Raw genomic sequence first — 19,805 nt, 5'->3', positions numbered from 1 at the left:
CTCATTAATATTTTAATAAACAAAATAAAAAATTATTTATTTAAAAATATAATTTTTTAATAAATGTCATTATATTTTGTGTATTGTTTCATTCCTTTAATGAATGTATTTAAATATTGTAATTTATTTATATTTTCATAAAGAGGAAATCAGATGAATGATGTAATGGTAGTTACCCCACATAGTAGTTTCCGTGATAATTTGATATACGATGGAATCGCTCCCACAGCACATGGTAATATTTCGTTAAGTGATGCTGCTAATGTATATTGCATGAAACCTGACATGATCTGCCCTGTATGTGGTGAGCCGAAATGTATTTATTTCAGAAAACTATGCGAGGAATTATTAAAAAGCCCCAATGAGCAAGATGTAAAGAAGGCAATGGTAAAAAGTATGAGTGTTGGTGTTCCATTCGTTAGAGTTTATGATGAATACCGTAATAAAGTAGAAAACCAACTCGCTAATACCCTTCATAAGAATGGTATTATTCCTACTAAAAAAATTAGAAATGAAATGTTCTCAAAGTATATGAACCTATTTGATCTATTACATAGAAGAGTGGCGAATGGGAGGGTTCAATACATTGACAGGGGTATTAAAAGTACAATATTTAGTAAAATAAACCCTAAAACGGCTACGGTTTTAACGTACTTAAATACTTTAGGTGGCACTAAAAACATTAAAAACTACCCAAAAATGATAGAGGCAATTAAAAAAGGCAACTTCAATGATGCTTCTAAAGAGTTTTACAAGAAGATGCCTCAAGATCTTGAAAGTTATTCAGCATTAGATACCCTTATTAATGAAGCTATAGCTAGAAGTCAAGCTGATAATGACTTAAAAAAAATTCAGAGTAAAGTTAAAAATGAGATTGAAAAATTACAAACAAATGAGGCAATTAAATCTGCATCAGAAATAATGACAGATGTAGGTGAAAAAGCATCTAAGTTTTTTGGTGATAAATATAAGTCTACATCTAATAAAATCCTTAATGAATTAAATACATTTAAAGGTAAAAAAATAAAAAACACAAATGATGCATTAAGAATTCTAGGAAAATCACTCAGCAATCCTTATCTTAACATCCATAAAAAAGATCTCCCCGCCATAACTCAAGCGATTAAGGCAGTTGACGGAAAAAAATTATCTGAAAACTTATATAAATTAGGAACTACCTTTAAAATTGCTGATAAATTTTTAAAATTTGATAAAATAAAAAACAAAGTTGAAGAAGGTTTTGAAACTGGTGACTGGAAACCTTTACTTTTAGAAGTTGAAGCTATGGCTTTAGCTGGAGTAGCAACACCAATTGTATTAGCATTTACCGCTGGAAGTTTAAGCTTATTATTACCATTTACTCTTTCAGCAACAGCCATTTCTGTAGCTACTATTGTACTAACAAGTGTGGTTACATCTTTTATTGATGCTAACTTTGCTGATGCGGTCAACAAAGAGCTTATTCCCTTGGCTAACTAAATTCTAGAAGAAAGAAAGGGGAAATTTTATCCCCATCTTTTTAATTTATATTTTACAGGTAAAAATATAAATGCATTTATGGCCAAACAAGTAACAATGAATATAGAAATAAAAATCGCATAATAATAAATGAAAGAAGTAAATTCGAATGCAGAGATTGAACTTAATTTTCTATTTCCAGATGATATATTATAATCTAAGAAATAATTTATATATGTCATTATACCGATAATAAAAATAGAACTTAAATAACCAAAAATTAGCGTGAGAATTCCATCATTGTATAACTTAAAGTGTTCTTTTTTTATTTCTATAGAGTTCCACATAAGTATGTAATATAACACAGAAATTAAAGGAGTTATTTTACAATATAATGCTGACATGTAGCTTTCATTTGGGAATTTATCTGAGTAAATTACAGGTAACTCACCCAACCAGTTATTAATATTAGTTACAGTAGAATTTGAGAACACATTTAGCCATATTGCAGCTAAAGGAATAGCTCCTAATAAAACAATAATAGTGAAAACCCATTTAGTATTTACCTTAAAAACTCGCATAAATCTCCTATATCACAAAACACTCAAATGAGAATAATACATATTATCATTTAATTATTAAAGTTTATTGCGTAATAAAACATTAATTCAAATTTTTCACATCAAATCTATAACATATTGTCTAACATCGCATTTTTAAAGCTCAAAAAAACCGCGCTTGAATGACTCCAAAGCGCGGTGAGTAAAAATAATATTAAATAATTAACGGCTGCCGAAAAGCGACATGCTATTTAAGTCTTTGAAAATACTTTGTGAAGCTTCAAACATCGCTTTTTCTTTATAATAATCTGTGGTGGTGCCAGTCCAATTTGTTTCTAACAACTCACTTTTACGGGCTGCGTTTTGAATCGAGCGCGTGTCAGCTAAAAAATTCAATTTATCAATTTCTTGTAATTGTAAACCTTGCTTAGCTTCAATGTTGGAAATTTGATCTAATGCGGATTTAATGGCACGGTTCGCTTCACCCAACTCAGATTGCGCTTGGTCTAAATCTGCTTGTGGTGCGCCTTGCAGTGGTTTTTTCAGTGACTCAATACCCGTATTCAGTGATTTGAAAATATTCACAACACCTTTACTGTCCGTATCAAACACTTGCGCGCCAGTGAAATAAGTCGTCATCTCACGGTCACTCGCCACATTCTGCATAATCGCTTTGTCGCCACCGTGATAAAGCACTTCGCCGTTAGCATCGATTTCAAATGGTGGTTTATCTGATTTAAAACCCGCGAAAATATAGCGGCCATTGCCATCTGTCGAGTTACCCAACGCCACTAACTGCTCTTTCAAACCCGTGAGTTGTTCTGCCAAGGTATTACGGTCTTTATCGCTTAAACTACCTTGGTTTGATGCCTGAATAATGGTGGTATCGATTTGCGTGGTCACATCTGTCATCTGAGTCAAAATACTCATCTGCAGGGTCATTCCTGTTTTAGCAAATCCACGGCTCGCCACATACTGTTGATTTCGGTTCTCTGATTGGTTAATCCGCACCGCTTGCGAAGAGGCTTGCGGGTCATCAGAAGGCTTGCTTACACGTTTACCAGACGCTAATTGGCTTCCGGCGTCCATCCAACGCGCTTGCGCGCTATTCATGTCTTGCAAGCGTTGGTGGTAAATCATATTGGTACTTAAACGCATCGCTAAATCCTTATTCTATCGCTAATATTTAGAATGCACGCATCAATGCGTTAAATAAATCATCCACCGTTTTTAACACTTGCGCATTGGCATTGAAAAACTGTTGGATTTTCTGCATCTGAATACTTTCTTCATTCATATTCACGCCAGAGATAGCTTGCTCTTGTTCATAGAAGCTTTCTGTCATTTTGTTCTGTGTTTCAGAATCAATTTGCGCTTGTTTGGTTTTGCTGCCCACATCATTAACTAACGTTGCATAGAAATCAGAAAATGTGGAGCTACCATCAATGAGTTTTTCATCTTGCAATTTCACCAGTTGTTTAATGTTTTCATTATCACCAGGGCCGCTGTCTTTACTTCCCGCGGCTGCAAAATCGGATGCATTGCTCACCAAAGCCTGCATACCGTTGATCACACCACTCACTGGCTTCACCAGAAATGAATCACCTTTTGACATACCAGTGCTATTGCTGATTTTGATTTCTAAACCATCAAATTTCAGTGTGCCTGCCGTATTTGAATCCACAGGTACTTTGGTACCTTCTGGTAAACGTGTGACATTCCACTCACTGCCGTCAAAACGCATCTCGTAGTTATTGCCTGTGACTTTAGACACATCGCTATAACTGAGATCAAAGTCCGCTTTGCCACTATTATGGGTGTTGCTAACGACAGTTCCTTTACCAATTTCAAAGAAGTCTTTGCCCGTGTTGCCGTTCGCATCATAACCTTTGCTATGTACTTCATTGAATTTAGTCGCGAAAACTAATGCTAACTTATTGAGTTTTTGATAAGCCGGGTCCATGACTTCTTGGCGAGAACGCAAAATACCACTGAGTTCCCCACCACGAAATGATTCGTCAGGAATTTCGCGGACTTGGCCATTAGCTCCAACAAAGCCAATACTAAAACGGCTATCATCTTTAGAAGACGGAACCGCTTCCAGACGATTAGCTTTCTCCCCCGTGACTAGTGGTAACCCATTGGCAAAGGTCACATTATAGTTACCGTTTTGCTCAATAACCTTCACTCCAATTAATGAGTTAATTTCATTGACTAAACGGTCACGCACGTCTAATAAATCGTTTGGCTCTGAACCACTTACTGAACGGATCCGTGAAATTTGCTGGTTTAAGCCGGCAATTTTTTCAGCGTAGATATTGATGTCTTTTACTTTATTTTCTATCTGATGATTTGTATCCCGTTCCATTTCCTGCAAACGACGATCTGCTTCTTTAAACTGGCTCAATAATGCATTTGAGTTGCCTAAAAAAACATCAACCAACGTCTTATCACTGGCATCACTGCTGGCCGCATCTAACGCGGTGAAAAAGCTGCCAATGTTACTCGAGATATCTTCAATATCATTAGTAAGCAAATCATCAACTTTATTACAGTTCTTAACGTACGCCTCATAGTCGCCGCTACGCGCGCGGGATTGGCTGTACTGCGCATTGACAAATTCATCAAACTCACGACGAACATGGCTGAAATAAGTGCCGTTACCAAAATAGCCATTAGGTGTCATCGTACCGGGATTCTCCCCGAAAACAGCACTTTGGCGATGATAGTAACCCACACCTGCGTTGGCTAAGTTGTTAGAAATCACACTTAACCCGCCTTGTGCAGCGTTCACACCACTGAGCGCATTATTCATTACATTGTTCAGCATAAGCTTTTCCTGTTCTGGATGCTCATCGCCCCCATTGGCTGACACAATAAAAGCGATAGCAACGCAAAGTATTTAGAGCATATTTGGTTATCGGAAATTCAGCGTATTTATTTAGCCCAAACTCGCAATAATTCCGTATTTTTAGAAAATATCGTTCAAATCGATGGTGTAAGCCTGAACCGCCCTTGACGTCGAGAGGCTACTTGTCGGTTGATGGCCGCGTATTTGATTAATCAAGGTGATAAGCTTGTCCGAGTAACCGGGGTCTGTGGCATATCCAGCTTGATGTAAACGACGCGCGGCAATCTCTGGTGTCGGTGCTTTTTTGACATCTTTATAACGCGGGTTTTCGGTCAATAGGTTGATATAATCGGCAATCGCCTCTTCATAAGAGCCATAAACGCGAAAATCATCACGCATTTTGATGGTTTTGCCGTTAATCACTTCTGTTGTCATAATATTCGTGACAGGCCCTTGCCAGTTTTTTCCCGCTTTTATCCCAAATAGGTTATGGCTGGTTTTTCCATCTGATTTCAGAATTTCGCGCTGCCCCCATCCACTTTCTAATGCCGCTTGTGCCAATACCAGAAAATGTGAAATACCACTTTTTTGGCTTGCCGCTTTTGCGGGTTCAATTAAGCGGCTAATAAAATTACTGCTATTTAGCGATAAGGCTTTGATTTTTTGGAATGGCGCCGATAGCGCATCGCCCATTGGGGCAAAGTGGCGCATCATTTGTTCCATATTAAATGGCGGTAATGATTGCGCTGTTTTCTCATCTAAAGGCAGAAGACCGCTGGATGCTGGCTCACTCGAGGAGTGCTGGTCTCGCGTAAGCTGCTGGTACATCATTTCCCCAAAACCTAAGCCTTTTTGCGACAGATCTTGGGCGATTTGCTGGTCATACATACTGGTAAGCATGCGCGTTTGGTCGCTGGAAAATAAACCATCTTGTGGGAGTGCGTCACGCATACTTTTCAACATCAATTGAACGAATGTTGCCTCAAGTTGCTGCGTGACGTGGCGCAGCCCTTGCGCCGAATTTTTATTCAGTTCACCTTTTAACTGCCCCAGCGACTGTAAATCAAATGCGGCACCTTGCAATAGCTGCATGTTACTCATTAGATGATCTCCAGTTTCGCGCGTAAACAGCCTGCACTTTCCATCGCTTGCAGTATCGACATCAGGTCGTTCGGTGTTGCACCGAGTGTATTCAGCGCTTGAATGACTTGGTTAAGTTGCACGCTGGCGTTGACTTTTTGCAATGCTCCGCCCCTATCTTGTACTCCGACACTGGTGTTACGAGTCACCACGGTTTGCCCACCCGCAAATGGGGTATCCGGCTGGCTCACTTGAGTTTGTCTCTCTACCGTGACGGCTAGACTACCGTGTGCAACAGCACAGCTATCTAGTGTGACACTGCGGTTAATCACCACAGAGCCGGTGCGTGAATTGAGGATCACTTTCGCTTCAGCCACTGGCGCACGTACATTCAGTTCCTGTACCCGGGCTAAAAAACGCACCTGATCACGGTTATTAGCTGGCACCAGTAGTTGTACCGTTCTTGAATCTAACGCAGACGCGGTTCCCATACCGCCCATACGGTTAATTGCATCCGCAATATCTTGTGCCAATGTGAAGCTATCTTCGTTTAATTGCAGGTTAATTGCCCCACTTTGCCCGAAACTGCTCGGTAATTCACGTTCGATAGTGGCTCCACCAGTAATACGGCCACCATTGAGTTGATTGACTTTAATGCTGCTACCGCCGCCACTGGCACCTGCACCACCCACTAAAATGTTCCCCTGAGCCATCGCATAAATTTGCCCATCAACCCCTTTGAGCGGTGTCATCAACAACGTGCCACCACGTAAGCTTTTCGCGTTACCCATGGAGGAAACAACAATATCCACGGATTGACCTGTACGTGCGAACGGAGGCAATTTCGCAGTGACCATAACGGCAGCCACATTTTTCAATTGCATATTGGTACCCGGTGGCACGGTGATCCCCATTTGCGACAGCATGTTATTCAAACTTTGTGTCGTAAACGGCGTTTGCATGGTTTGGTCACCAGTCCCATCTAAACCCACAACTAAACCATAGCCAATCAAGGCGTTATCCCGCACGCCTTGAACGGTAGTTAAATCTTTAATACGCTCACTGTGCGCTGAGAAAGCGAAGCAAAAAAATAGTGATAGCAAAATTAATACGTTGTTTTTCATTGAATTATCTCGGCTGTTTTCTCGCTAATGTTTAATTAATAAGGGGAAACATTTAAGAAAAAGCGTTGTAGCCATCCCATGTTTTGCGATTCGTTAATATAGCCGTCACCCACATATTCAATACGTGCATCTGCGACTTGTGTCGAACTCACATGATTGTCTGAACCGATAGTGCGGGGGTTAACCACTCCTGAAAAACGAATCGACTCCGTGCCTTGGTTTATCGCAATACGTTTCTCACCAACCACATGTAAGTTACCGTTCGCCAATAATTGGTCTACAGTGACAGTGATCGTCCCTTTAAAGGTGTTATTGGCATTGGCACCGCCTTTGCCACTAAAATCACTGTTACCTTTAATATCTAATTCTGTGTTTTTACCGCCAATCCACCCTTGCATAAAACCTGGTAATATCGCGGCTAAGAAACCTGTTTTTCCACTACGATTCGCATTCGCAGAGGAGTTTTTGCTCGCACTCACGTTTTCTTGTAAGTTGATGGTTAAAATATCGCCAACATTACGAGGGCGCCTGTCTTCAAACAATGGTTGATAACCATAGTAAGCGGGTTGAGCGCTTTGAAATATCGAGCCATTCGGTGCAGGGGCTGTTGGTGCTGTTGGAATTGCCGTGGTTTGGGTGTCCACTAATGGACGCGATTTGATTTGTGCACAACCGCTGGTAACTAAGACCAAAATGGTAAGTAACCCTGCCTGTTTAGGCGTTATGAAACGCGTTAACAACGCTGCTTTTTGCTGTTGAGAAATCGTGCCGCTTTCAATCATCATGTTACTCTTTTGCTGCTGTGTACGTTTTATCATCACGAAGAGATCCCTCTCACAGATAACTCATCACTATCGCAATGAGTTATTTTTACCAATTACAATTGCGTTAAGCGCTGCAACATTTGGTCAGAAGCGGATACCGCCTTACTGTTGATTTCATAAGCACGTTGAGTTTGGATCATGTTGACCAACTCTTCGGCCACATTGACGTTAGAGGTTTCTAACATATGTTGATAAAGTAAACCGGCGCCATTGGTACCCGGTGCACTTTCATTTGGTGCACCCGAACTGGCGGTTTCCATATACAGGTTTTCACCCATACTTTCTAAACCAGCATCATTAATGAAGGTGGTTAATGTAATTTGGCCAACTTGCTGCGGTTGAGTATCTCCATACACAGTGACAGATACCGTGCCGTCACGCGCAATGGTCAAACTGTTAGCGTTATCGGGGATCATAATCGCTGGGACAATTTGGTAACCACTGGATGTCACTAATTGGCCATCTTGATTACGTTGTAATGCCCCATCTCGCGTATAGGCATCCGTACCATCCGGCATTTGCACATGGATAAAACCTTGGCCTTTAATCGCGATATCTGTCGTTGTTCCGGTTTTATTTAATGCGCCTTGTGCATGAATACGCATTGTGGCAACCGGGCGTGACCCCGTTCCCATTTGCAAACCCGATGGTAACGAAGTTTGTTCTGAACTCATGGCACCCGGTTGGCGAATATTTTGGTACATTAAATCTTCAAAAACAGCGCGTTGGCGCTTGAAACCATTGGTACTAACGTTGGCTAAGTTATTCGAAATAACATCAAGGTTAGTTTGTTGAGCATCAAGCCCTGTTTTAGCAATCCATAATGAGCGGATCATAATAATTCCTTACTGTATTTAGCTAACAGCGAGCAGTTGGTTCGCCCGTTGTGCATTTTCATCAGCACTTCGGACAACTTTCATTTGCATTTCAAAGTGCCTTGCATTGGCAATCATGGAAACCATCGCTTCTGCGGCGTTGACATTACTGCCTTCAATCACCCCCGCAGTGACAATTCCTCGTTCACTTTGCGGCAAAACATTGCCATTTGCCGCTTGCCCTTGTGGTGATAAATGAAACAAACCGTCCTCGCCTCGGATCAAGTCTTGAGGCTGTGCCTCAACCACTTTCAAACGCCCGATTTGCCCTAACATCGTTGGCGGGTCAGTGGCTAACAGCGCAGTAACTGTCCCGTCTGCACCAATGGTTAATTCTGCATTTGGCGGAACGTTAATTGGCCCGCCATCACCTTGTAAGCGACGCTCGCCAATGACAAGTTCACCTTCACTAGACACTTGAATATTACCGTTACGGGTATAAGCTTCTGTGCCATCGGCTAACTCAACAGCCAAAAAATGCTTATCATTTAACGCAACATCGGTTTGCTTACCCGTATAATTGAGTGGCCCTTGGCTCATATCCGCACCGGGGGTAGTAGCGACCACCAGCGTTCTGGTTTGCTCACTGTCACCATTCACGGGGACTGCACGCATTGCGGACAATTGTGCTTTAAAGCCCGCAGTTGACACATTGGCAATGTTATTTGAAACAATCGCTTGGTTTTCCAGCGCATGACGCGCTCCTCCCATCGCGGTATAAATGACGTGATCCATGGCCACCCTCTTGTTTTATCGTAAGTTAACCAGCGTCTGTAACATCTGATCTTGTGTTTTGATGGTTTGCGCGTTTGATTGGTAATTACGCTGCATCACAATCATGCTAATTAACTCTTGGCTCATATCCACGTTAGAAGACTCCAACGCACCGCTGGTTAATTTACCGAACTGGCCGACACCCGGAACGCCGTCCATCGGGTTACCTGACGCATTAGAAGAGGCCCAAACGTTGCCACCTTGGGATACCAGACCATTTGGGTTTGCGAAAGCGGATAATGCCACTTGGCCAACCACGCGTTTTTGTTGGTTAGAATAGTTAGCGGTAATTAAACCGTTATCTTCAATTTTAAAGGTGGTGTATTCACCGGCTGGATAGCCATTCACATCAATGGCACTAACGGAAGATTCACTGACTTTTTGTTGGCGAGTTTTGTTTAGGTCAACGCGAAGAACACCATCATTTGCGCCATTTAGCCCTTTATAATTAAAATCAAAAGTGGCATCTGTCGGTGCTGACAAACGCCCGTTACCATCAAAAATTAATTTATTATGAACAACAACGGTATCGTCTACATCCTCAGTATTGATTAATTGCGTTGCAACTTTGTCATTCGCATCTTTGGCATACACTTTCCATTCATTATCCGCACTTTTTACAAAGTACACGGAGATTTCATGCGTGTTACCTTGGCTATCATACGCCGTCATAGTCGTGCTGAAATTGTAAGTTGCTGAATCATCGGGATTGTTTACATCGAAAGGTTTATCTTTGATTTTATCTTCTGAGTTCAGGTTAATGGTTAATTTCGCTAATTCCGACGCTTTTGCATCCATCATATCCGTTGGAATATTCAAACCAGCAGGAACACCACCACTTTGAATGGTAACATTGCCTTTTTCATCAACACTCGCGGGGTAACCTGTGACTACCATCCCTTGGTTATTGACTAAATTACCGCTTTTATCGCGTAAGAATTGGCCATCACGACTGTAGTAAGTGTCACCGTTTTGGTCTTGCACACGGAAAAAACCATTACCTGAGATGGCAACGTCTGTCGCTCTATCCGTGCGCGTGATTGGGCCATCTTTAAAATTTTGGGTCACTGCGGCCACGTTGACACCTAAGCCAACGCCTGAACCTGCAAACATATCGGCAAATGAGGTCGTCGCGCCTTTAAAACCATTTGTTGCGGAGTTGGCAATATTATTACCAATTGAATCAAGCCCCGCTGAGGCTGCATTTAAGCCACTGACTGCTTGTGAAAAAGACATATTTTCTCCATGAGTATTGGGGGTAAATTAAGAAGATGGATAAACCTTGAAAATGCTGCTCAGCGGGACACTTTGCCCAATGCCAACATCAAGTAATGGTGCGTCAGAGCCTGGGGTCACACCGTTAACACGGGTATACCCCAGTTTGGTCACTTCGATTTCAGCCCCCGAACTGACGGCTTTCACATCAAAGTAATATTTTCCTGTTGTATCCGTGACCAAGTTGCCGTTGTTATCACGACCATCCCACGCCATATCATAGATATCGGGTTTAACTTCCGTATCATAGGTAATGGTTCGCACAACCATTCGGTTCTTATCGCGAATAGTAATTTCAACGTTGTCCGCCAATTTCGGTAAAAAGAAACCAAACGGCGAGGAAATATATTCAGATTGCGGCGCTTCAGCGCCCTCTTCACCGTCAATCGCATCTTTGTTGCTAAGCCCAAACGTTGAAGGACTATTTGGGCTGATGCCTTCGTCTGGAAGCGGGTTTGATGGCTTAGTGACCGAGCTGTCTTCGCCGGTACTCTCTTTCTTGAGAGGCGCTAAAATGATTTCATTGCGCGGAATAAGCACTCCTTTTCCGACAAGCTGAGTGGCTTGTAATGACTGACCTGAACCAATTTGTTGAGAAATGCCACTCACGCTATCGCTGAGTTTATTCATGCTTTCAAGCGTGGCAATTTGTGCCAATTGACTGGTTAAATCCGTGTTTTCCATTGGTTTTGTTGGGTCTTGGTTTTGCATCTGCGTGACAATCATTTTTAAAAAAGTGTCGCGCATATCGTCACTTTGACTTTTCTTTGGCACATTGCTCGCAGCTGGCTCAGGACCGGCTGTCGTATTATCCAAAGAGTCGTACATTGTGGCTGCAATTCCCATGAAAACGCTCCCTTACTGGCCTATTGTGAGTGTCTTTTGCAGCAAGGTTTTTGCTGTATTCATCACTTCTAAGTTAGCTTGATAGCTACGGGAGGCTGAAATGGTATTGATCATTTCACCAACCATGTCGACATTTGGCATTTGCACATAGCCTTTTTCATTCGCTGACGGGTGACCCGGCTTATATTCCATTCGGGATGGCGTTGGGTCTTCGATCAGTTCACTCACACGCACGCCCCCCACTTCGTGGCGCCCTTGCGGTGCCATTTGAAAAACAACTTGTTTTGCACGATATGGCTGGCCATCTGGCCCTGCAATACTTTCTGCGTTTGCCATATTGCTCGCACTGACATTCAAGCGTTGAGATTGCGCGGTCAATGCCGATGCAGAGATATCAAAAATACTCAGTAAAGCCATGAAGGTTACCCTTGCTGTAAGACAGCCAGCATACTTTTGACGCGGCTATTGATGAATGTAAGGTCGGCCTGATATTTCAGGGTGTTATCTGCGAATTGGCTGCGTTCAATATCCATATCTACCGTATTACCATCCATTGAGGTTTGGTAAGGCACGCGATATTTCAGGTCAATATTGGGCGTTTTGATCCCCCGCCCTTCAATATGCCCTTTTGAAGTCACCGCGAGCGTCACACCTTTTCCCCCTACCACACCTTTATCCATGGCTTGTTGAAGTTGACGATTAAAGTCAATATCACGTGCTTGGTAGCCGGGAGTGTCGGCATTAGCAATGTTTGAAGCTAATACGGTCTGCCTTGCTTCGCGTATTGACAAAGCCTGTTGCTGGAAAGCAAACGTGGCATTTAATTTATCAATCATAGTGGGCCTCACTGGAAATAACGCGATCCTTGGATTTGGGCGTTCGCGAGTAAAAATTAAAATTCGACCCGCATATCTTAGCGGCCTACTAAAAAATCTAATGGCGAGATAAAGGCAAAATAATTGACCTATTTGGCTCATTCATTATTACGGAGCTGCGTAAACTGCAATCGTGAAAAAGTTTGTTTGTTGGGGGGAATACAACGGGATGTATTATGCTAAAAAAATGCCATTATATATGGCAATCAGTTTGTTAGGGCTTACTCCAGCGCTTTCTCAAGCGTCGTTACCCCAAGATATTAACCATTATTTTCACCAAATTCATGGCAAGAAAACGCACATTTCAATAGAAATTAAAACCCCAATTGAGCGTTGGCCGACTTGTGAGCACCCTCAAATCAACCCACCGATTGGTGGACGCAATATGGGAAATGTTTCCCTCCCCGTACAATGTGGCAAGAAAAAACAGTTTATTCAGCTAACGGTGAATGTGACAGGCCAGTATTACGTGGCCACACGTAATATAACTAGAGGGGAATCCATACAGTTTGTTGATATCGGAACCAAAAAGGGCTTATTACATAAGCTACCTGCAGGTGCGAGCACCGATAAAATCGCACTTCGCGGAGCGATTGCCTTGCGTAATATTCCTGCCGGACAAACATTCACAAAATCAATGACGCGGCAGCCATGGGCAATAAAAGCGGGACAAACGGTATTTGTGTTCGCCAATGGTGATAATTTTTCAGTGAAATATGAGGGTCGTGCGATCAATAATGCCACGGCTGGCCAAAATACCCGAGTGCGCTTATTAAATGGGCAAGTGGTGAATGGGGAAGCGCTCGAAAATGGCAGTGTTCAAGTGGCATTAAAATAAAGATTGGCCGATGAACATACATAAGTCTATGATTCGGCGAGCTGAACACAGTCAACAACGCTGCAGATTGAAGTATAACGAGTATATACTCTAAATAATTCGAGTTGCAGCTAGGCGACAAGTGAAGAGAGACCGATGAGCATACATGAGCATGTGATTCGGCGAGCTGAATACAGTCAACAACGCCGCAAATTGAAGTATAACGAGTATATACTCTAAATAATTCGAGTTGCAGCTAGGCGACAAGTGAAGAGAGACCGATGAGCATACATGAGTATGTGATTCGGCGAGCTGAACGCAGTCAACAACGCTGCAAATTGAAGTATGACGAGTATAGCTGGTGAATGATGCAATATTTTGTAACACTATAGACACTAAAGATTCATCAATATAAGCCGATAACTCACATATGAAAAAAATCGGAAATAGGAAAACACATTATGGCTATTGAGCAAACATCTGCAATTTCTGCGCTGACTCAGGTGACAAACCGCGACCCACAAGACACAGCAGCTCCGGTACGGGACAAAAAAGTGTCCACCAATGAAGTCGTTAAAGAAAGTTCTTTTGCTCCTAGTGAGCTACAGAAAAAATTATTGCAACCACAGGCAAGTGATATTAATAGTGCTAAAGTTGAACAAATTAAACAAGCAATCAAAGATGGCACCCTAACAATGGATGCTGAAAAAATTGCTGATGGCATTTTGCGCGATGCTCATGAATGCATGTTATCAATGAAATAAATAACCACTATGACTGACGAATTACTGATATTACTTGAGCAACAACTCGCCCATTTGCAATCATTACAAATAGTGATGAAAAATGAAGAGCTATTACTAGGTTATCACCGTGTGCCGCCTTCGCCTTTTCAAGAAACCACTGAACAAAAGCGGTTTTTAGTTGCTGCGATCGGCCATGGTGAAACAAACCGCCTAGCGTTAGAAGCACAATCTGAGATCAGTGCACCTTATGAAGGCAATGATGCACTAGCAGGTGTATGGGAAGCCATTAAAAGCTTAACAACTGAGCTAAAAGAGCTGAATTATCGTAATCACCAAATGCTACAGTTGCATATTGAGCTCAACGCTCAGCGCCTCAATTTTGTGAAAAAACATAATAACCAATCCACTTATGGTGCGGATGGTTTAGAGTCAAAAAGCCCTGCATTAGGTAAGAAAATTTCGATTTAAGGTGGATATTGCCTTTGTAAACTTAAAAACCGCCCTTTTATTTACTAGATAATAAACACCTTTTCATCAATCAATGTGAGTAGCCTTAATGCTGCACCATTTGGTTTAATCTCCCCTCTTTCCCATTTGGAAACACTTTCCTTAGTCATATTTAATATCAAAGCGAGAGAAGACTGAGAAATATTATTTTGCTCACGAATACGTTTAATATCCGCTCCTGTCATAGGCTTAGGATTAGTGAATTTTTTCTTGAGCTCTTGTGCTTTTATCCGCGCTTCGATACGGCGAGCCGCAGTATCATCAGCAGCACCAATTGCTTCCATTTCTTGAGCAAATTTCAGTAACTCATTTATTTTATTACTCATAATGAATCCCCACCAACAGGTTAGCATCAGTCCACCATAATTTTTACTATGGTAAAAATTACCATAGTTAAGGGAAAAGAATACCCTAATTAAGCAAAGTCTTGGAATAAAAAAAGAGAAAAGTTGTCACTTAATAGCGAGAACTTTCCTCTTCTAAAAATTATATTTAGTCACTCACGATAAGTATAAAAATTAGCTTCCGCTTATCATCGAAGTCATTCTTATCTTACGATGGTCCGTCATTTCTAAATTCGACATGACCACCAGCTGCGGCAGGCTGCGACGCAAGAAACGCGATAAAATCAAACGGAAACCATGGTTGACTAATAATACCGTTGGTGCCCCCATCGCCTCCTGATGTGCCACGGCTTGCTCCGCTTGAGTTTGAATAAACTGTGCCAAATTCGGCTCTAACCCACCGCCGTTCTTCGCGGCTTGCAATAAGATCTGCTCAAGGCTAGCCTCTAAACCAATTACTTGAATTTCTTCTGCATGACCAAACCACTGCTGTGTGATTGCTCGGCCCAATGCAATGCGCACTTGGGATGTTAAATAATCGGTATCTTTGTTTTCGCCGTTTTCCCCGGCCATTTCTGCCAAGGTTTCAATGATGGTGCGCATATCGCGGATCACCACATCTTCCATTAATAGATTTTGCAGTACACGGTGCAAAATCGTTAACGAAATCGTATCTGGGATCAGGTCATCTGCCAGTTTTGGCATCTCTTTTTTCACACGGTCATACAGCATTTGTGCTTCTTGGCGGCCAAATAAGGTGCTGGAGTTTTGCAGTAAAATTTGATTAAAGTGAGTGGCCACCGCAGTACTCGCTGATACCACCGTATACCCTTGGATTTGTGCTTGTTCACGTAAATCATCATCAATCCAAATAGCGGGTAAACCAAACGCGGGCTCTTTAGTGATATCCCCCTGTAGCGTCCCCGCGGCATTGCCAGGGTCAATAGCCAGACTGCGCCCTGGTTGTGCTTCACCACGTCCAACTTCCGCACCCTTAATCAGAATTCGGTATTCACATGGGGAAAGTGCTAAGTTATCGCAGATATGCACCACCGGTGGTAAGTACCCCACTTCTTGAGCAAATTTCTTACGTAAACCACGTAGTCGCCCTAATAATTCACCTTGCTGGTCATTATCCACTAATGGGATCAATCGATACCCCACTTCCATCGCCAGTAAGTCTTCTAATTGCACGTCATCCCACGTGGCTTCAACCACTTTATTGGCTTCTTGGAAATGCTGCGATTGGCTATTATCCCCAGCGCTGCTTTCCGGTTGTTGCGATTTACGCACTAAATACCAACCAAGGGCAGCCAATGCTGCGGTGAACAGTAAAAAGACAAAGTTAGGCATGCCCGGGATCAAACCGATTAAACCAAGAACGCCCGCACTCAACCACATCACGCGAGGGTTATTGAATAGCTGGGTGACCATCTGCTCACCCACATCTTCATCCGTTGCCACTCGCGTAACAATAACACCCGCCGCCGTTGAGATAATCAAAGCAGGTATTTGCGCCACAAGCCCATCACCAATAGTCAGCAAGGTGTACGTGCTTGTCGCATCCCCCAAAGACATATTGTGTTGAGCAACACCAACAATCAGCCCACCCACTACGTTGATCACCATAATCATGATCCCCGCAATAGCATCCCCGCGGACAAACTTACTCGCACCGTCCATTGAGCCATAAAAATCCGCTTCTTGAGTCACTTCCGCACGGCGTTTTTTCGCCTCATCATCCGTAATGATACCTGCGTTCAAGTCGGCATCGATGGCCATCTGTTTACCCGGCATACCATCTAACACAAAGCGAGCGCCCACTTCAGCAATACGTCCCGCCCCTTTTGTGATAACCATAAAGTTAATCAATATTAAGATGATAAATACCACGATACCAATGGCAAAATTTCCCCCGACCAAAAAATGGCCGAACGCTTCAACCACGCGCCCTGCAGCATCTGGGCCTGTATGGCCTTCCATTAGGATGATCCGGGTAGAGGCGATATTCAAAGAGAGTCGCAATAAAGTTGCAAATAGTAATATGGTTGGAAAAGCGGCAAAATCCAATGTACGCTTGGTAAACATCGCCACTAATAACACCATAATGGAAAGTGCAATATTAAAGGTAAACAGTAAATCCAATAAAAATGCCGGTAATGGCAATACCATCATCGACAAAATCAATAAAATAAGAACCGGCCCGGCCAGTATTTGCCACTGCGTTCCCTGTAAGTTTTTCGGCAATTTTAATAAGGTAGCCAAATTAGCCATCGCGATTGTTATCTCCAGCAAAGTCCAGCGTCGGTGGCACTGGTAAATTTTTCGGTTTTTTTGGTCTGAGCCCACCTTCGCGACGCCAACGACGCAGTTGGTAAACCCATGCTAAAACTTCTGCAACCGCTGCATACAATGCAACAGGAATGCTTTGCCCTATCTCCGCGTGGCGATATAGCGCACGAGCAAGCGGTGGGGCTTCTAGCTGTAATATTCGGTGCTCTTCACCAATTTCTTTGATGCGCAGTGCTAATACACCTGCACCTTTCGCTAATACTTTTGGTGCCCCCATTTTTTTGTCATCATATTTAAGGGCTACTGCATAGTGCGTTGGGTTAGTGACGATGACATCCGCACTTGGGACATCCGCCATCATTCGGTTACGCGCAATCGCACGCTGTTGTTGGCGAATTTTGGCCTTAATCTGCGGATCACCCTCTTGCTGCTTGAATTCATCTTTGATTTCTTGGCGACTCATGCGCAATTTTTTCAAATGGGAGCGAAACTGATAGAAAACATCAAAAGCCACCATAGGGATAAGCAAAAACACAATTAAATATCCAGCAAAAATCACTTTCTGCAACGCATTACTCAGCGCGGTAATAGGTGATTCCATCACTAAATGCAGTAATGAGGGCCAACTTTGCCAAAGAAAAATAAATGCCCCTAACCCCACAAACAACGATTTTAAAATCGCTTTAAACAACTCAGATAACGCATTCATCGAAAAAATACGTTTTAACCCTTTGATTGGATTTAATTTTTTCAAATCAAATTTAATCAACTTGCTATTAAAAACGAGTCCTCCCACTAACGATGACGCAGAAATACCCACTAACGCTAACCCGCCAATCACGGGTAATAACGCAAATAGCGCCTCACTCACAACGCGCCCTAAGTAACTGAGCATCAAACCTGTATTTTGCAAGTAATGGCCATCAAATATAAAACCTTGTCGTGCGATTTGACGTAACTGAGCCGCCAGATGCCCCCCACTGAGCCACAGCAAGCTCACGCCTGCTAACATCATCATTAGCGAGCTTAATTCTTTTGAACGAACGATTTGCCCATCATCTTTGGCTTTTTGCTTTTTATGGGGGGTGGGCTCTTCGGTTTTTTCTACATCACTCTCGTCGGACACCGCGGTTCCAAAATTTAATGAAAATACGAGTTATCGCTATAGCATGACAGAGTGTAAAAAAATCAATGGTGGAAAATAGACGCAGTTCAAGGGGGTTATTTGCCTATTGAGCAATAAAGCGGCAATTTTGCGAAGGGTTTCGCAGATATGAACTCCCACTGAAGATAATCCTATATTTAGCATTAATAAAGAATAAAATCCCTATATGAGCAATAAGCATGCTAAATTACACATACCCGAACACGTGTAATTAAGGAAATACCATGGGTACAACGGCTCAAAGAATGAAAAAAACCGTCAGTGTCACTATAACACCTGAACTCTATGAACAAGCTAGGAAAGCCAAACTCAATTTTTCTGCGGTACTAGCTTGTGCTTTACAAGCTGAATTAAAACGCCTCGAAGCACAAAAATGGAAAAATGAAAATATTGACGGCTTTAATGAGTTAAATAGGATCAATGAAGAATATGGATTACTCTCAGATAAATACAAGGATTTTTAATGCAATATTGCCTCTATCAAAATCGAGATGATGCTATCAAATACCCATATTTACTGGATATTCAAAGTAATATTATTGATATACTAAATACTCGCTTAGTCATCCCGTTATTCGATAGCAGGCTAGTTAAAAAACCATTACCCGCCCGCTTAAACCCACAACTCGTTATCAACGGGCAGTTTTTTATTTTAATGACGCATCAAATGGCTTGTGTTCCTCTTTCATTATTAGGAAAAGAAGTCGTTGATTTGACTCACCAACGAGACACCATTAAACACGCAATCGACTTACTTATTAATGGCTTTTAACGATAAAGGGTTATTATGGATATTTGCCACCTTGTTGCCCCAGATATTTCCTTAGAAGATGCCCCCAAACATGCCCAGCGCATGCTTGACTGGCTAAAAGAACAAGGCATCATTGACCCACATTTCCAAGGCGTTGAATATGGCGAAGTCATTTATCGTCCTACCCCCGCTCACAAAGAACCCATTTTATATGTCATTAATGATGAGATCGTGCCGACTCAGTTACCTGAAGATACCTTGAAAAACTATTTATCTATCGTTACCGAACGCACTGTGTTCCATGCAGGGGGAAATGGTCTCGGTATTTACTGCCCACAATGTGCTAGTGAACAAAGCGAACAGAGTCATGCATGGAGCGATGCGGTGTCTGATTGGTATGAAGGAAAACCAGAAAACCTCGCTTGTTTTGGTTGCGATTTTCATGGTCCACTTAATGCATGGCAATTTGATCCACAATGGGCATTCGGCAATTTAGGTTTTAGTTTTCATCACTGGGATATCCGCGATGATTTTATTGAGCTATTTGCACAAATACTTGGCAGTAAGATCATCGCAGTCTATCAACATGATTAGTGCGAATGAGCACAGGTCAACAACACTGCAAGTTGAAGTATGACGAG

Annotated in this window: 22 protein-coding genes; 7 read left to right on the top strand and 15 right to left on the bottom strand. The window is 42.3% G+C overall.

All coding sequences use genetic code 11. The annotated features are described in order from the left end of the window. The first annotated feature begins 153 nt into the window (after window positions 1-153). Entirely contained in the window at window positions 154-1,479 is a 1,326-nt protein-coding gene (locus tag M1E86_RS07335) for a colicin-like pore-forming protein (protein WP_213914075.1), read from the top strand. A 26-nt stretch (window positions 1,480-1,505) separates the two neighbouring features. On the opposite strand, the gene cui is transcribed toward M1E86_RS07335, so the two are convergent. The 12 genes from cui to flgB all read right to left on the bottom strand — a co-directional run bounded on the left by cui (window position 1,506) and on the right by flgB (window position 12,503). Continuing rightward, the gene (gene cui, locus M1E86_RS07330) at window positions 1,506-2,039 is read right to left on the bottom strand and encodes a colicin immunity protein Cui (RefSeq protein ID WP_004255638.1); all 534 of its coding nucleotides are present in this window, start codon (window positions 2,037-2,039) and stop codon (window positions 1,506-1,508) included. Window positions 2,040-2,240: 201 nt separating this feature from the next. Beyond that, window positions 2,241-3,176: a flagellar hook-associated protein FlgL gene (flgL, locus tag M1E86_RS07325; protein ID WP_125890814.1), complete on the bottom strand. Its 936-nt coding sequence runs from the start codon at window positions 3,174-3,176 to the stop codon at window positions 2,241-2,243. A gap of 28 nt (window positions 3,177-3,204) precedes the next feature. Further along, window positions 3,205-4,848, bottom strand: coding sequence for a flagellar hook-associated protein FlgK (flgK, locus tag M1E86_RS07320; RefSeq protein WP_213914076.1), 1,644 nt, complete (start codon window positions 4,846-4,848; stop codon window positions 3,205-3,207). Window positions 4,849-4,989: 141 nt separating this feature from the next. Further along, window positions 4,990-5,970, bottom strand: a complete 981-nt coding sequence (gene flgJ, locus M1E86_RS07315) for a flagellar assembly peptidoglycan hydrolase FlgJ (protein ID WP_213914077.1) — start codon at window positions 5,968-5,970, stop codon at window positions 4,990-4,992. Next, on the bottom strand, window positions 5,970-7,073 hold the full coding sequence (locus tag M1E86_RS07310; protein ID WP_102139600.1) for a flagellar basal body P-ring protein FlgI: 1,104 nt from the start codon (window positions 7,071-7,073) through the stop codon (window positions 5,970-5,972). The genes flgJ and M1E86_RS07310 overlap by 1 nt, the downstream gene beginning before the upstream one ends. A 35-nt stretch (window positions 7,074-7,108) precedes the next feature. Next, on the bottom strand, window positions 7,109-7,891 hold the full coding sequence (locus M1E86_RS07305; protein ID WP_413776171.1) for a flagellar basal body L-ring protein FlgH: 783 nt from the start codon (window positions 7,889-7,891) through the stop codon (window positions 7,109-7,111). A 59-nt stretch (window positions 7,892-7,950) separates the two neighbouring features. Then, window positions 7,951-8,733 (bottom strand): flagellar basal-body rod protein FlgG, encoded by a 783-nt coding sequence (flgG, locus tag M1E86_RS07300; RefSeq protein WP_166266893.1) that lies wholly within the window; start codon window positions 8,731-8,733, stop codon window positions 7,951-7,953. An 18-nt stretch (window positions 8,734-8,751) separates the two neighbouring features. Next, window positions 8,752-9,507 (bottom strand): flagellar basal body rod protein FlgF, encoded by a 756-nt coding sequence (locus M1E86_RS07295; protein WP_125890809.1) that lies wholly within the window; start codon window positions 9,505-9,507, stop codon window positions 8,752-8,754. Window positions 9,508-9,522: 15 nt separating this feature from the next. Continuing rightward, on the bottom strand, window positions 9,523-10,782 hold the full coding sequence (flgE, locus tag M1E86_RS07290) for a flagellar hook protein FlgE (RefSeq protein ID WP_102139597.1): 1,260 nt from the start codon (window positions 10,780-10,782) through the stop codon (window positions 9,523-9,525). A 27-nt stretch (window positions 10,783-10,809) separates the two neighbouring features. Next, window positions 10,810-11,667 carry a flagellar hook assembly protein FlgD gene (locus M1E86_RS07285; RefSeq protein ID WP_125890808.1) on the bottom strand — a complete coding sequence of 286 codons (858 nt, stop codon included), beginning with the start codon at window positions 11,665-11,667 and terminating at the stop codon, window positions 10,810-10,812. Window positions 11,668-11,679: 12 nt separating this feature from the next. Next, complete coding sequence (gene flgC, locus M1E86_RS07280) at window positions 11,680-12,084, bottom strand: flagellar basal body rod protein FlgC (RefSeq protein ID WP_213914079.1); 405 nt, start codon at window positions 12,082-12,084, stop codon at window positions 11,680-11,682. A gap of 5 nt (window positions 12,085-12,089) precedes the next feature. Then, a complete protein-coding gene (flgB, locus tag M1E86_RS07275) occupies window positions 12,090-12,503 on the bottom strand; it encodes a flagellar basal body rod protein FlgB (RefSeq protein ID WP_125890807.1) in 414 nt (137 codons plus the stop codon). 238 nt (window positions 12,504-12,741) lie between these two features. On the opposite strand from flgB, the gene flgA reads away from it, so the two are divergent. The 3 genes from flgA to M1E86_RS07260 all read left to right on the top strand — a co-directional run bounded on the left by flgA (window position 12,742) and on the right by M1E86_RS07260 (window position 14,573). Then, window positions 12,742-13,380, top strand: a complete 639-nt coding sequence (flgA, locus tag M1E86_RS07270; protein ID WP_213914125.1) for a flagellar basal body P-ring formation chaperone FlgA — start codon at window positions 12,742-12,744, stop codon at window positions 13,378-13,380. 440 nt (window positions 13,381-13,820) lie between these two features. Further along, window positions 13,821-14,123 carry a flagellar biosynthesis anti-sigma factor FlgM gene (gene flgM / locus M1E86_RS07265; RefSeq protein ID WP_213914080.1) on the top strand — a complete coding sequence of 101 codons (303 nt, stop codon included), beginning with the start codon at window positions 13,821-13,823 and terminating at the stop codon, window positions 14,121-14,123. Between the two features lie 9 nt (window positions 14,124-14,132). Then, a complete protein-coding gene (locus M1E86_RS07260; RefSeq protein WP_102139593.1) occupies window positions 14,133-14,573 on the top strand; it encodes a flagella synthesis protein FlgN in 441 nt (146 codons plus the stop codon). Window positions 14,574-14,617: 44 nt separating this feature from the next. On the opposite strand, the gene M1E86_RS07255 is transcribed toward M1E86_RS07260, so the two are convergent. The 3 genes from M1E86_RS07255 to flhB all read right to left on the bottom strand — a co-directional run bounded on the left by M1E86_RS07255 (window position 14,618) and on the right by flhB (window position 18,374). Continuing rightward, window positions 14,618-14,938, bottom strand: a complete 321-nt coding sequence (locus tag M1E86_RS07255) for a helix-turn-helix domain-containing protein (protein ID WP_125890804.1) — start codon at window positions 14,936-14,938, stop codon at window positions 14,618-14,620. 192 nt (window positions 14,939-15,130) lie between these two features. Then, the gene (gene flhA, locus M1E86_RS07250) at window positions 15,131-17,230 is read right to left on the bottom strand and encodes a flagellar biosynthesis protein FlhA (protein WP_426099325.1); all 2,100 of its coding nucleotides are present in this window, start codon (window positions 17,228-17,230) and stop codon (window positions 15,131-15,133) included. After that, entirely contained in the window at window positions 17,223-18,374 is a 1,152-nt protein-coding gene (flhB, locus tag M1E86_RS07245) for a flagellar biosynthesis protein FlhB (RefSeq protein ID WP_213914082.1), read from the bottom strand. The genes flhA and flhB overlap by 8 nt, the downstream gene beginning before the upstream one ends. A 263-nt stretch (window positions 18,375-18,637) precedes the next feature. On the opposite strand from flhB, the gene M1E86_RS07240 reads away from it, so the two are divergent. The 3 genes from M1E86_RS07240 to M1E86_RS07230 are packed head-to-tail and all read left to right on the top strand — an operon-like array spanning window position 18,638 to window position 19,758. After that, entirely contained in the window at window positions 18,638-18,877 is a 240-nt protein-coding gene (locus M1E86_RS07240; protein ID WP_213914083.1) for a type II toxin-antitoxin system CcdA family antitoxin, read from the top strand. After that, on the top strand, window positions 18,877-19,185 hold the full coding sequence (locus M1E86_RS07235; protein WP_213914084.1) for a CcdB family protein: 309 nt from the start codon (window positions 18,877-18,879) through the stop codon (window positions 19,183-19,185). The genes M1E86_RS07240 and M1E86_RS07235 overlap by 1 nt, the downstream gene beginning before the upstream one ends. A gap of 15 nt (window positions 19,186-19,200) precedes the next feature. After that, window positions 19,201-19,758, top strand: coding sequence for a hypothetical protein (locus tag M1E86_RS07230; protein ID WP_213914085.1), 558 nt, complete (start codon window positions 19,201-19,203; stop codon window positions 19,756-19,758). Window positions 19,759-19,805: the final 47 nt, after the last annotated feature.

Source organism: Providencia sp. PROV200, from assembly GCF_049901995.1.
Classification (GTDB): Bacteria; Pseudomonadota; Gammaproteobacteria; order Enterobacterales; family Enterobacteriaceae; genus Providencia; species Providencia rettgeri_E.
This window is presented reverse-complemented; position numbering and strand designations above follow the sequence as displayed.